General features: G+C 57.4%; 11 protein-coding genes and 1 pseudogene. 6 read left to right on the forward strand and 6 right to left on the reverse strand.

Going from position 1 to position 12,220, the window contains the following annotated elements:
• Nucleotides 1-105 precede the first annotated feature (105 nt).
• From GOW04_RS13975 to GOW04_RS13985, 3 genes are read left to right on the forward strand one after another with little or no spacing between them, the layout of a single operon-like run.
• Complete coding sequence (locus tag GOW04_RS13975; protein WP_171232941.1) at nt 106-1,059, forward strand: alpha/beta hydrolase; 954 nt, start codon at nt 106-108, stop codon at nt 1,057-1,059.
• 60 nt (nt 1,060-1,119) lie between these two features.
• Nucleotides 1,120-1,629 (forward strand): nuclear transport factor 2 family protein, encoded by a 510-nt coding sequence (locus GOW04_RS13980; protein WP_171232943.1) that lies wholly within the window; start codon nt 1,120-1,122, stop codon nt 1,627-1,629.
• 10 nt (nt 1,630-1,639) lie between these two features.
• A complete protein-coding gene (locus tag GOW04_RS13985; RefSeq protein ID WP_171232945.1) occupies nt 1,640-2,335 on the forward strand; it encodes an SDR family NAD(P)-dependent oxidoreductase in 696 nt (231 codons plus the stop codon).
• A 2-nt stretch (nt 2,336-2,337) separates the two neighbouring features.
• Here the strand turns inward: GOW04_RS13985 and GOW04_RS13990 are convergent, their stop codons facing one another.
• The gene (locus GOW04_RS13990; RefSeq protein WP_371814406.1) at nt 2,338-3,216 is read right to left on the reverse strand and encodes a LysR family transcriptional regulator; all 879 of its coding nucleotides are present in this window, start codon (nt 3,214-3,216) and stop codon (nt 2,338-2,340) included.
• Between the two features lie 49 nt (nt 3,217-3,265).
• On the opposite strand from GOW04_RS13990, the gene GOW04_RS13995 reads away from it, so the two are divergent.
• Together GOW04_RS13995 and GOW04_RS14000 are read left to right on the forward strand one after the other, a co-directional pair.
• Complete coding sequence (locus tag GOW04_RS13995) at nt 3,266-4,261, forward strand: zinc-binding dehydrogenase (RefSeq protein WP_171232947.1); 996 nt, start codon at nt 3,266-3,268, stop codon at nt 4,259-4,261.
• A gap of 28 nt (nt 4,262-4,289) precedes the next feature.
• On the forward strand, nt 4,290-5,030 hold the full coding sequence (locus GOW04_RS14000) for an SDR family oxidoreductase (RefSeq protein ID WP_171232948.1): 741 nt from the start codon (nt 4,290-4,292) through the stop codon (nt 5,028-5,030).
• A gap of 158 nt (nt 5,031-5,188) precedes the next feature.
• Here the strand turns inward: GOW04_RS14000 and GOW04_RS14005 are convergent.
• The 5 genes and pseudogenes from GOW04_RS14005 to GOW04_RS14025 form a co-directional block, all read right to left on the reverse strand.
• Nucleotides 5,189-5,995, reverse strand: a pseudogene (locus GOW04_RS14005) (IS5 family transposase).
• A gap of 210 nt (nt 5,996-6,205) precedes the next feature.
• Nucleotides 6,206-7,447 (reverse strand): membrane dipeptidase, encoded by a 1,242-nt coding sequence (locus GOW04_RS14010; RefSeq protein ID WP_171232949.1) that lies wholly within the window; start codon nt 7,445-7,447, stop codon nt 6,206-6,208.
• A gap of 50 nt (nt 7,448-7,497) precedes the next feature.
• Nucleotides 7,498-8,676: a carbohydrate porin gene (locus GOW04_RS14015; protein WP_171232950.1), complete on the reverse strand. Its 1,179-nt coding sequence runs from the start codon at nt 8,674-8,676 to the stop codon at nt 7,498-7,500.
• The gene (locus GOW04_RS14020) at nt 8,673-9,437 is read right to left on the reverse strand and encodes a DUF3299 domain-containing protein (RefSeq protein ID WP_171232951.1); all 765 of its coding nucleotides are present in this window, start codon (nt 9,435-9,437) and stop codon (nt 8,673-8,675) included. The genes GOW04_RS14015 and GOW04_RS14020 overlap by 4 nt, the downstream gene beginning before the upstream one ends.
• Before the next feature lie 25 nt (nt 9,438-9,462).
• A complete protein-coding gene (locus GOW04_RS14025; protein WP_254430153.1) occupies nt 9,463-10,875 on the reverse strand; it encodes an amidohydrolase family protein in 1,413 nt (470 codons plus the stop codon).
• 127 nt (nt 10,876-11,002) lie between these two features.
• On the opposite strand from GOW04_RS14025, the gene GOW04_RS14030 reads away from it, so the two are divergent.
• On the forward strand, nt 11,003-12,004 hold the full coding sequence (locus GOW04_RS14030) for an AraC family transcriptional regulator (RefSeq protein WP_171232952.1): 1,002 nt from the start codon (nt 11,003-11,005) through the stop codon (nt 12,002-12,004).
• The last annotated feature ends 216 nt before the right edge of the window (nt 12,005-12,220 follow it).

The raw sequence follows: 12,220 nt of genomic DNA on the forward strand, positions 1-12,220 counted from the left end.
CTTTCAAAAACGCGGCAGTCCGGTACAAGTATGCCTGCCGTCGACAGCGTATCTCAGGTGTCATCGGGCTTGTGCCCATCCAGAAAGACTTTGGGAGATATCGCTATGAACACCCTCGCTTTGAACACCGCCGCAGCACTTATGGCGTCGACGGCCGCCGTCGCGCAGGTTGAAACCCGCACCGTCACATTCGAGAACGAAGGCGCCACCCTGTCCGGCACGCTGTACCTGCCGGAAGAGCGCGGATCTGAACCGCTGCCGACGGTCGTCGTGACCGGGGCCTGGACCTCGGTTCAGGAACAGATGCCCGCCAACTATGCCCGCGAGATGGCCGAGCGCGGCTTTGCTGCCTTCACCTTTGATTTCCGCGGTTGGGGCAAATCGGGCGATCTGCCGAACAACGTGCGCTTTGTTGAAAGCCCCGAGGCCAAGACATCGGACATCAAAGCTGCCATCGCATTCGTCGCGACCCTTCCCGAAGTGGACGCCGATCACATCAACGGTCTGGGGATCTGCGCCTCGGCTGGCTACATGGTCGATGCGGTCTCCGGCAACCCGCTGGTTCAGCGGCTGGGCTTGGTTGCACCATGGTTGCAGAATGAAGAGATCGTCGAGGCGGTCTATGGCGGCGCAGACGGTGTCGCCGGGCTGATCGAGGTATCCCACGCCGCCGAGGCCGCAGGGGGTCAGATCATTCCTGCAGCAGGCCCCGAAGGTGCCGAGGGCGTTCTGATGCCAATCGGCGGGTACTACTATGAGGCCGACCGTGGCGCGATCCCGGAGTATGACGACAAGTGGAACAATGCGGGCTGGGAAGGCTGGCTGACCTATCACCCCGCCGACAATCCGCAGCGATTGGATAAGCCACTGGCCATTGTGCACTCGGAAAGCGCGGCGATCCCACAAGGCGTACAGACCTTTCTTGCCGGTTTCGCAGGCGATGCGACCGCGCAATGGCTGGAGGATGTCACGCAGTTCGATTTCTACGACAACCCCGAGGATGTCACCCGGGCGGCCGATACCGTCGCTGACCACTTCCGCGCCGGTTCGAGCAACTAAGCCCTGTCTGGACACCGAGCAGTCGTTCGGCGTCCACCCTCATCTATTCGGAGCATCCCCATGCGTAGAAAACTCACATCGACTCTTACTGCCGTCTCCATGATCGGAACCGCAGCTTTCGCCGAACCACAGGCAGGCATCTCGACCGCAATCACCGATATCGCGGCAGGTGCAGACCGCCACGACTGGGCCCGCGTGCGCGACGCGTTTGCCGATACCGTCACGACGGATTACACCAGCCTCTGGGGCGGAGACCCGGTTACACAACCCGCAGATGAGCTTGTGGCGGGATGGTCCACCTTTCTGCCCAGTTTCGACGCGACGCATCATATGGTGACCAATCACACGATCATCTCTCTGTCCGATACATCCGCCACGGCACAGGCTGATTTCACAGCAACCCATCGCCTTGATAAAGGCTTGTGGGTGCTGGGTGGTCGCTATGACTATATCTTGGAGAAATCAGACGACCGTTGGGTTGTCACATCGATGACAATGACAGCACTTTGGGAAACCGGAGATCGTGGGCTTGTGGCTCTTGCCGGCCAGCGCGCGGCCGAGGCGAACTGAAGGAGCGACCATGACCAGCCAGCGCATCGCACTCGTGACCGGCGCCAATCGCGGCATTGGTAAAGAAGTTTCCCGCCAATTGGCGCAAGACCACGGCATGTGGGTTCTGATCGGTGCGCGCGATCTGGCGAAAGGGAAGGCTGCTGCGGATGAGATCGGATATGGGGCGGAAGCCTTGGAATTGGATGTCTCAAGTCCGGACTCTGTCGCTGCCGCCTTCTTTTTGATGGTTGAACCTATCTACGGTCGTCTCGATGTTCTGGTGAACAGTGCGGGTGTGGACTATGACACCGACCAACAGGTCCACCTCGCCGATCTGGATCGGGTTCGCCGCGCTTTTGATACGAACCTTTTCGGCCCTTGGGATACCACGATTGCGGCGGTGCCACTGTTGCAACGCGGCACGGATGCCCGGATCGTCAACGTCTCATCTGGCGCGGGGTCGCTGAACAGCATGTCCGCCGGCACACCCGGTTACGGCGTTTCCAAAGCGGCTTTGAACGCGCTCACCCTCAAGACCGCTGCCGCGTTGAAACCTCAGGACATTCTCGTTAACGCCGTGTGCCCCGGTTGGGTCGCAACAGATATGGGCGGCGGAGGACGTCCGATTTCTGAGGGTGCCAAGGGCGTTGTCTGGGCCGCGACCTTGCCGAAAGGCGGCCCGACCGGAGGGTTCTTTCGCGACGGCGTTGCGATTGATTGGTAGGTTTATCCTGGCGCCATAAAATCAATCAGCTTCCTCACCCGCGCGGGCAAAAGGCGACGACTGGGGTAGACTGCGAACATATCCCGCGTCAAAGGGATAGTGTCCGTGACCTCAAGCCGTTGCAGGTCTCCGTCCACCATATCCAAAGGCAGCATCGCGACACCCAGGTTGCGGCGGGCCGCCTGAGCAATGACATCAAGGTCCGTTAAACTGTGCGCGGTGTGCTTCAGTTGCAGAGTTTCCCCGCTCTCAAGCACCCAGGGCTGACCAGCTGTCAGGGCGGGCAAGGCAAGAAAGTCCGGTCTGGATATCGGCCCGTCCAACGCACGCTCCCGAATGAAGCCCTGTCCCGCACAAAAGCAATAGGGAACCGACCAGAGCCGTTTCGCGACAAGGCTGGAATCTGTCAACGGGCCGACCCGAAAGGCCAGGTCGATATTGTCGCGAAAGAAATCCAACATGATGTTGGTCGTGGTCACCTCAAGTGCCACATCCGGATTCTGCTCCGCAAAATCCAACAGCCGAGGGCCAATGGTCGTGCGCGCGGCCAACGGAGGCGCCGTGATGCGGATGCTCTGGCGTCTGGTATCGTCGGTAAAACCCGCGACACCCTGCAACGACTCAATCGGGTCCTGGCATCGATCCAGAAGGCGGCGGCCCTCTTCCGTCAGGCGAACCTGGCGGGTTGTCCGCTCGAACAGTTTGGTGCCCAGATGGCCTTCCAACTCTGCAATCCTTCGGCTGACCCGGCTGAGGGGTATACCCAGGCGGTCCGCAGCCCTGGAAAAGCTGAGATGGTTGGCGACGACAGTAAACAGGGCAAGGTCGTTGTAGATTATTATTCTAATTTTGGGATTATATCTTCCGATATCAACTATTATCTTCCGATGACGTGACCTCTACCTTCTGCGCAACAGAAGGAGACAGCTCATGCCTTTCGCCGTTGAAATCACCCAGACCGGCAAACCGGACGTTTTGCGCGAAACTGACAAGGCGACCCCGACCCCCGATGCCGGAGAAATCCTGATCCGCAACAAGGCCGGGGCGGTCAACTTTATCGACACGATCATCCGTCGCGGTGAGATGCCCGAGGGAATGATGCCCGATCTGCCTCATACACCCGGAGTTGAAGGGGCCGGATTGGTCGAGGTGCTGGGTGAGAGGGTCGAAGGCTTCTCTGTCGGAGACCGAGTGGCGTGGATGGGGCCGATTGGTGCCGGTGGGTACGGGACCCATTCGGTGATCGCAGCGCCCTATGTCACCCGGCTGGCCGAAACCGTGGACTTCGAAACCGCGGCCGCTATCCCTGTCAACGGGATGACCGCCTATCACATGCTGGTCAATTTGGGTGGCGCAATGGCAGGCAAATCCGTGCTGGTTCACGCGGCAGCCGGGGGCGTAGGGACTATGGCCCTACAGATCGCGAAGCATCTGGGCATGACGGTGATCGCCTCGACCAGCACCGACAAGGTTGGGTATGCCAAAGATCAAGGTGCCGATCACGTCATTGATTATCGCACTGAGAACGTCACCGAGCGGGTGATGGAAATCACCGGCGGGTGCGGCGTGGACCTGACACTGAACCCGATTTCCGGAGAGTCTCTGAAATCAGATCTCGATGTGCTGGCGCCTCTGGGTACCGCCGTTCTGTTCGGGTTTCTTGCCGGTCCGCCCGCAGGCAGTTTTGCCAAGGACTTGGCGAAGCACTTCCAGAAATCCGTCTCGGTCCGTGTCAGCGATATATACACCTATTTCGTCAATCGCCCCGATCAGTTTAGCGCGGATATGGCCACAGTGTTTGATGTGCTTGAGACGGGAATTCTGCGCCCGCAGGTCACCGCCCTGCCCATCGCCCAAGCCGCCGAGGCGCACCGCCGACTGGAAGCCGGTGAAACCACCAGCAAGCTGGTGCTGAGTATCGACTGATCAATCCAACAAAAAAGGAGCCATAGAAATGAGCACGGTTTTCGAAACCGCCCTGAAAGGCAAGCACATTGTGATTGTCGGCGGTAGCAGCGGTATGGGGAAGGCAACAGCAAAGATGGCCACCGCCCTCGGGGCAAAGATCACAATTGCAAGCCGCAGTGCTGCCAAGTTGCATGCGGCGGCAGACGAGATCGGCGGCGGGGTGCAGATCGCACCGGTCGATACAACCGATGAGACCGGCGTGAAATCATGGGCTGGAGTATTGGGCCCGGTGAATCACCTGGTGATCTCAGCCTCAAGTGCTACGCATGGTGCGTTCGCCGATCTGCCCACAGACGATCTGCGCGCCATGTTCGAGGCTAAGTTTATCGGTCCCTATTTGGCTGCGCGCGAAGTGTTGCCTGTCTTAGTCAAAGGCGGCTCCATCACATTCTTTTCCGGTGTGCTCAGCCGCCGCCCATCCGCCGGGGCCACGGGCCTCGGCGCCGTAAATGCCGCGGTCGAGGCGTTGGCGAAGGGGTTGGCGCTGGAGCTGTCCGGACGGGCGCGGGTGAATTGCATCAGCCCCGGCATGATCGCAACCGAAGCCTATGCCGCAATGTCGGAAGAAGCACGTGAAGGCATGTTTGCGCAGGTTGGTGGCAGCCTGCCTGTGGGACGCGTTGGAGAGGCCGAGGACATCGCGCAAGCCGTGATCATGGCGATGACGAACAGGTTTTTAACCGGCTCCGTTCTGGATGTGGATGGCGGCCATCTTGTACGCGATTGACGCCTGACCCAAGTCTGGCGTAAAGAACACAGCCTGCCCAAAACAGCCTTTGGTCTGGCTTCGGTCAAAGCTGGCAAATCGTTTGAAGGCGGTGCGCAAGTTGGGCCGAACGCAAGCCCAGGCGCAATTTCTTAGGCTCCCGGCTCATCGATTTACAGCTAAGACAGAACGGTTGCCGCGAGAGCGCTTGCTGAGAGGGAGATCTTCGGGCGTCTGTCATACCGAGTGGCGACACGGCACCAGTCCTTCAGGCGTCCGAACATGATTTCAATCCTATTTCGTCGTTTGTAGCGGCGCTTGTCCTACCGAGCAGGCTTGCCGCGTGATTTGCGGCCTGGCATGCAAGGCTTTAATCCCTTGTCTATCTGGGCTTCTCTGAACCCGTCGGCATCGTATCCGCGATCTCCCAACAGCCAGTCAGCCGATGGCAGACTGTTCACTAGAACCCTGGCGCCCGTGTAATCGCTCACTTGGCCAGCGGAGATTTGGCCAGCGGAGATAAAGAACCGAAGAAGGCGACCGACGCTGTCAGTGATGGCATGCAGTTTGGTGTTCATACCGTCCTTGGTGCGACCGATCAGTCTTCCAAGCCCCCCTTTTCAGCCGCAGGCTGGAGGCCATGCGGTGTGCTTTGAGGTAGGTTGCGTCCACTGCCCGTCAGGGCAATGCGCAGCAATGTCCCGGGAGGGGATCATGAGGGTCTTGTGATCGGTTCCCTCCGCAGCGAGCCCCATCATGATCCGAGCGAACACACCCATATCGCTCCACCGCTTCCAACGGTTGTACAGCGTCTTTGGCGGCTCATATTCGCGAAATGCATCAGACCACCGCAACCCATTGCGATTGATAATAATAATCCCGCTCAGCAAACGCCGGTCATCCACTCGCGGCTTGCCATGGCTTTTCGGAAAGTAGGGCCGTAAACGCGCCATCTGTTCGTCAGTCAGCCAGAATAGGTTGCTCATGATACACCCCTGAAACTCAGGGGATTGAAGCACGCAGCCAAGGCGGCGACAACGAAATCAATGGGTCCTGACCTTAGAATGCACCCGTAAAGCATCGTTATTAACAATCCGAAGGGAGTTCGAATCTCTCATCACCCACCATCATTCCCCCAAAATTGCTGATCATTTCCCAGGCCGGGGCCAAACATCTTTGATGCGGGTCCTGAACGTCTATCGCGAATAAAACCCTTCTCGCAGTTCCTGTCTGAGACGCAGACGCTCGGGGTATTCTTTCAGAAATTGTTCGGGGGGCTTGCCCTCCCAGACTTGCGCGTAAACCCGCATCTTGTTGCCGCCATAGATCTTTTCGAGGTCTTCATCGGAATACCCCCTTGCCCAGAGATCATCGGTGATTGCCGCAAGGATTTTGGCCAGCTCACCGCTGCCGGTCGCCCCTTTGTTGAACGCGTCGATCATGTAGCCGCCATCATCATACATGCTTGCGTTTGCAGTCGCGAACTGCACAACCAATTCAGTCGAGAACATGTCATCCGTTGCGATCCCAACGTGGTCGACCCCAACAAGTTGAACATAGTAGTCGATCATGTCGGCGGCTTGCTTGGGTGAGATATCTTCAGGCCAAACGCCGTCCATCATCCATTCAGTGAATGTCGGAGAAACATAGCCGCCCGATTTGGCCGCACGCAGGGCCTCGTCGTCGGGAATGGCCCGATAACACCCGCGTGGCGTCGCACCGGGTTCGTTTGCGTAAAGCCCGGCAGGAACCGAATGCGTGTAGACATAAGGCACGCCGGGAAAGTTTTCGTCCATGTAGTCCATGGCGTCGTTGGCCGTTTTGGAACCCGTGTGGCTCAGGTCCAGAAGGATGCCGAAACGCACCATTTCATCGATCACTGACTTGCCCCAAGGGGTCAGACCGATATCGCGCCCGTTATAGGCCGCCAACTGCCCCGACCCGGTGCGGAAGATATCGTTGTAGGCCAGGATCATACTCTTGATCCCCACATCCTTGAGCAACGCCATCTTCCTCAGGTCGCCATCCAGAATCGTCGCCGTCTGGCTGTTCCAGATGACCGCCGTCTTGCCTTGTATATGGGCGGCTTCGATATCGCGGGTTTCATTCACGATCAGGTAATTCTCTGGCTGTTGCGCCATCGCCGACCGGAAGTGGTAGTGCTGATCAAGAAAGGTCTCAAAAGACATATCCGCTGCGGCCAGCGTCATCTCATGACCTGTTATTCCGTTGTCCCGAGCGCGCGCGAAGTAAGTGTGCAGCTGTTCGTCTTCAGTCCAGCCGGTGCCGTAGGGGCTGGCCAACATGCCAAGCACGATTGTGTCCTTCACAAATTGCTTCGCCTCATCCGACGCATCCCATGTCTTGCTTTCCTCGCTCGCGTGCAGCGCGGCACCGGATACGATTGCAATGGCGCTTGCGGCCAACAAGGTTTTCATGACTGAGCCTCCCAAATTGGCTTCGGGTGAATTGCTGCTTTCGAGCCGCATCAAAAAACGATCCGGGTTCGCAGGCTGAACAACGTGATTCTATCCTGATTGGGGTTCAGCAGCGGATTGGAGATGAACTGTAGTGACGGCGTGAATTGCAGACCGGGTGAGATTGAAAAGCGATAGAATGCTTCCAGCGTGAACTGATCGCCGTCGATGTTTCTTGCTTCGGCCCAGTTCAAACCCAAACCGGCCAGATCGGTGTTTCGACCGTAATAGCCCAGCCCGGCAGAAACCGAACGATCATACAGCGCCGCCGTGCCTTTCGACGCCCCTGCCCGAACGAACGGCATCCATTTGTTGTCGACAAACCAAGCCGCGGAAAACACGGCACCATAATCTTCTGCACGGCTGCCATCGGCGGCCGCATCTGCATGCCAAAGGGTCAAATGGACATTGTCGAAATAGATGCGATCAAAGCCGGACGTGTAACCAACCTCAAACGATTTGAACAGATTGCCGTCGCTGAAAACGTCAAAACTTGGATCAGACGGATCGGCGTTTGCGTCTGCAACGCTGGCAACGGCGTAGAAGTTTTCGTTCAGCTTTATCCCACCGGCAATACCAATTCCCTGGTTGGGCGTGTTGATTGTCGGGTTGGTGTTGAACGACAGGTTTTGGAACCCGCTGTAGGGGCTGACCAACCCATAGATATCCACAAAGTCCGTCACATCGATCTGGCCGACTTGCAGCGTCCAAGCGCCGTTCTCGGCCCTTTGGGTCCAGAACAGGTTGGTCAGCAACAAACCATTGTCGTTGAAGGCCGTCCCGGTGATCGACAATGCGCCTCCGTCCAGCCCAAGGACTTGCGGGGCAACATCGGTGTATCCGTGCCGATCTTCGATTTTGAATGTCAGAGAACCCCGCTCGGTTGCCTGCCAACTGCCGTAGACACGAGCGATTCCACCTGCGGCTTCACCACTTCCCAAATCGGCGGTCGTGGATTGGCCCAACGCCAGGTAATCCACGTTGAAACGAAACCCGCCCTCGGCCAGCCGGTCTTTCCACCGAAACCAACCCGGCGCAATGTTGCGCGGAAATTCGGAACGGTATTGCGGATCGGTCAGGCCATCGCCAGGTTTCAGCTCGGCCTCGACCGAAGAAGGCCCGGACAACCCCTGGGCAGACGCCGTGCCCGCGCAGGCAATACTCAATGCGGCAACAAGGCGCCCTATCATTCCGACGCCTTTGCGCCGCCAGTTTTGCGATTGCCAGCAGCGCGGACGCGATCGGCTGCACGCTGTCTCCATTCCAGACCGTCGGCCTTTGTTTCCAGCGTTTCAACGCTGTCCGTCTCCAATTTGAAGGTCGCATTCATTGGGACAAGCCCATCCACGACCATCATGTTCTGAACCGAGGGTTCAATCGTCAGCCTACCTGTGAGCCGAACGGGTTCATGGAAGTAACTGGGGGCCCAGTCGCCGTTCAACCGCACCCGGATCATCTGATTGGGCGGAGGCGGGGGCATGTGGCTGCACATCCCGCGTTCTGGAACCAAATATGCCACCGCTCGCCCATCCGGATCGTTCGGCGCGGGAATGGCAAAGCCTGTCAGCGTAACACTCTGGCCATCGAGTTGCGGATTTCCCCTTGTTGCTGCCTTTCTTCGCCGCTCTTTCACATCCTCTCGCTGATCGAGCAGCCAGTCGACATCAACGCCACCCTCGGCCAAGGCGTCTTCAGTCTCGGTCAGAAGCTCTTGCCATTTCTGTCTTTCCTCAACGCTGCCGACATCCTGCTGCAACCTGCCGCGCAAGCGCACGACGAAGAGGACATCGTCAAACTGTTCAGGGCTCAGATCACGATAAGGGTCATCGAACACCTGCACCGACGGGTCCGGAAGGTCAGACCAGTCAAGCGTCGCATGGGGCGTTGCCATTGCGGAATGACCGCTCAGGACAAAGCCAGCGAAAACTGCGGCGCGAAACCAAGAGAACATCAAATCTCTCCAACCGTTATTTGGGTCAGTCCAGTGTGTTCTTGTATATCACACCGTCCTTCATAATCAGTCGGATCGTTTCCGGGCTTTCCGGCCTCGGGTCGGCGCCAAACCATTGATCCCCGGTTCCAACGACGGAAAAGTCTTCAAGTGGGTTTCCGTCGATCAGCAGGATATCAGCATAGGCGCCTTCTTCGATCACACCCAGTTTGCCTTCCGGGTAGGGGTTCATGAAATCACCGCTAAGTGCCGCGATCTCGCCACCTACCGAAGTTAGGGTTACCATCGACGCATAGGGGCCGAAGAAATGGTTATTCAGATGTTTCTCGTAGGCGATCTGGATGTTGCACGCTTCGACCGACCCGACGCAATCGGTTTGGAACCCTCGCGGCGCCGGGCATTCCTTCATGCTTGGAATGTAGGCTTCGAAGGTCGCCGAGGCCGATTTGGCCTTCCTCAAACTGTTGGGGTTGTTTTTCACGGACGGAACATCAAGTAGGCCTGGATCAAATGCTGTGATGTTCGTCGTGATGTACGCTCCTTTTTCTTTCATCAAAGCAGAAATCTCGCAGTCAAAGTGAAATCCGTGTTCAATGGTTCTGACCCCTGCATTCAGGGCATTGATGATCGCTTCTTTACGGTAGGAATGTGCCATGACATAGGTGCCGTACTCGTTGGCAACCTGAACAGCGGCCTCAATCTCTTCCTTCGAACCGGCGAGCAACTGCCATGGATCGAATGCCGAAATCACCCCACCCGATTGCATGAACTTCAGCTGCGTGGCACCCATGCGCAAGTTGTTGCGGCCATACATGTAAATTTCATCAACACCGTTGACCTGTTGGGCCATATTCAGAGTGCCAAAATTGGTCACCCCGCCCGGCGGAGATGTGAAGGATGCGAAATCGGCGTGACCACCACGTGTCCCGAGAAATGCCCCGGAAGGGTAAAAGCGGGGGCCGACAATCTGGCCGGCGTCTATTGCGCGCCGCAGCCCGCCGCCAGCGCCCCCGGCATCGCGAACAGTCGTGAAACCCTGCATTAGGTACATTTCGGCCATCCGTGTCCCGTGGATGGCGAAATCCTCCCAGGTCGAGTTGGTTTCCATCTCGGCAATCGATGGCCCCATGAGCATCAGATGCGCGTGATTCTCGATAAAGCCCGGTGTCAGAGTCCGTCCGCCACCGTCGATAACCTTCGCACTCGGCGCATCAATGGCATCGGTTGTGACGGACTTGATCAGATTGCCCTCGACCAGAACACTGGCATTCTCAATGCGTTGCTCACTCACACCGTCGAAGACATGCACGTTAATAAACAGCGTTTGGGGTTCTTCTTGATCCTGAGCCTGCGCGGCCGTCGAAAAAGAAAGAACTGCCGCGACAATTGCCGTCGAGCAAAGAGACATTCGTAAGCCGGACATAAGTACTCCCTTCATATTCATGTTTTGCCAACTATAGTCTGGAATTCATTGGCTCGGTTGCCCCTTTTGAATTAGGATGTACGAATGTGACTGCAAAAATGGCCACTGAACGAAACCATTGGTTTAAAAAAGGGTGACGGACGTGCCACTCAGCTCCACTTCTGAAGCGCATAGCGAAGGCTTTATCCGCCTCGCGCTGGCCGCCCCGTTTCTGCAATATCTCACCGACCGCAGGATCAATCCGCAACCGGCCTTGGATCAGGTCGGCTTGAAGGCCGACCTGCTGTCCGACCCATCTGTCTATGTCCACTCGGAACTGGTCTATGGTCTGTTGAATGCCTTCTCAGAGTTGTCAGGGGATCGATACCTTGGCCTGAATGTAGGAGAGACATTTGACCTGCAAGGATGGCCGCCATTCGCCCGGTCACTGCAATCCTCGAACACTCTGTTCGAGTTTTTTGCCCGGTTCGTAAGGCTTGTTCCACAAGAGTCCAACGCCGTCCGGCACAGTCTTGTCGTGGAAGCAGACAAAGCGATCTATCGGATCGCGCGGCAACAGGAACCAACCGTTCCGCCCGTTCAGGTTACCGGGTTTGGAGCTGCCATCTATGTGCGCCTGTTGCAAAGCGTGGTGGGAAACGCGTGGGATCCGTCCCGGGTGCGATGGGAAAGCAGATACATCCTTGGCTTGCCACGCGGTTACAAAGGCATCGAGGTCGGCCTTGGACCCAACCCCGGAATGCAGATCAGTTTTCCCGTGGAATGGTTGTTTCTACACCATGCGGCAGAGGAGTCCGAAGCGCCGACAGCCACGATTCGACACAATGAAGACGTCACCGTAGTGGCCGCTTTGCGGTCTGTCTTGCGTGGAAAACTGGATGAGTCAGAGCTGGGGCCGGAGGTTGTGGCCGGATTGCTGGGTATCCAGCCCGAGCGGTTCCTGAAAGCACTTCAGAAACATCAGACAACACTTCCCCGAGAGGTAAGGCGTCTGCGGGTCGATGTCGCCAAGGAGCACCTCAGAGAAAGCAAAATGACAGTTGCCGAGATCGGCCTCATGCTTGGCTATTCCGACAAGTCCCACTTCACTCGGTTTTTTCGAAGCCAGACCGGTGTGACGCCAACCAAATTCCGCCTTGGATAGCACCTGCGCTGCGAATGGGCGGGTTGGCGTTCCACTGCCTCTCTCATGTGTGTCCACCAAGGGATGGCCATGATTTGCGCCTCGTTCATGGATCAAAACCAAGGGTTGAAAAAGCAATTGCCCGAAGACCCTTTCGGCAACGCGTGCGCCGTCACGCATGCCTGTTGCGGCTCGATCGGATGTGATCTTGAAAGCGGCAGGAAAGGATATGCCCTT

The organism is Ruegeria sp. HKCCA4812 (assembly GCF_013034245.1).
Taxonomy (GTDB): domain Bacteria; phylum Pseudomonadota; class Alphaproteobacteria; order Rhodobacterales; family Rhodobacteraceae; genus Ruegeria.

What these genes read in the sequence shown, in the direction of transcription:
- GOW04_RS13985 (WP_171232945.1), top strand. Translation starts at nt 1,640, where the DNA reads ATGACCAGCCAGCGCATCGCACTCGTGACCGGCGCCAATCGCGGCATT.
- GOW04_RS14000 (WP_171232948.1), top strand. Translation starts at nt 4,290, where the DNA reads ATGAGCACGGTTTTCGAAACCGCCCTGAAAGGCAAGCACATTGTGATT.
- GOW04_RS13995 (WP_171232947.1), top strand. Translation starts at nt 3,266, where the DNA reads ATGCCTTTCGCCGTTGAAATCACCCAGACCGGCAAACCGGACGTTTTG.
- GOW04_RS14010 (WP_171232949.1), bottom strand. Translation starts at nt 7,447, where the DNA reads ATGAAAACCTTGTTGGCCGCAAGCGCCATTGCAATCGTATCCGGTGCC.
- GOW04_RS14020 (WP_171232951.1), bottom strand. Translation starts at nt 9,437, where the DNA reads ATGTTCTCTTGGTTTCGCGCCGCAGTTTTCGCTGGCTTTGTCCTGAGC.
- GOW04_RS14015 (WP_171232950.1), bottom strand. Translation starts at nt 8,676, where the DNA reads ATGATAGGGCGCCTTGTTGCCGCATTGAGTATTGCCTGCGCGGGCACG.
- GOW04_RS14025 (WP_254430153.1), bottom strand. Translation starts at nt 10,875, where the DNA reads ATGAAGGGAGTACTTATGTCCGGCTTACGAATGTCTCTTTGCTCGACG.
- GOW04_RS13980 (WP_171232943.1), top strand. Translation starts at nt 1,120, where the DNA reads ATGCGTAGAAAACTCACATCGACTCTTACTGCCGTCTCCATGATCGGA.
- GOW04_RS13975 (WP_171232941.1), top strand. Translation starts at nt 106, where the DNA reads ATGAACACCCTCGCTTTGAACACCGCCGCAGCACTTATGGCGTCGACG.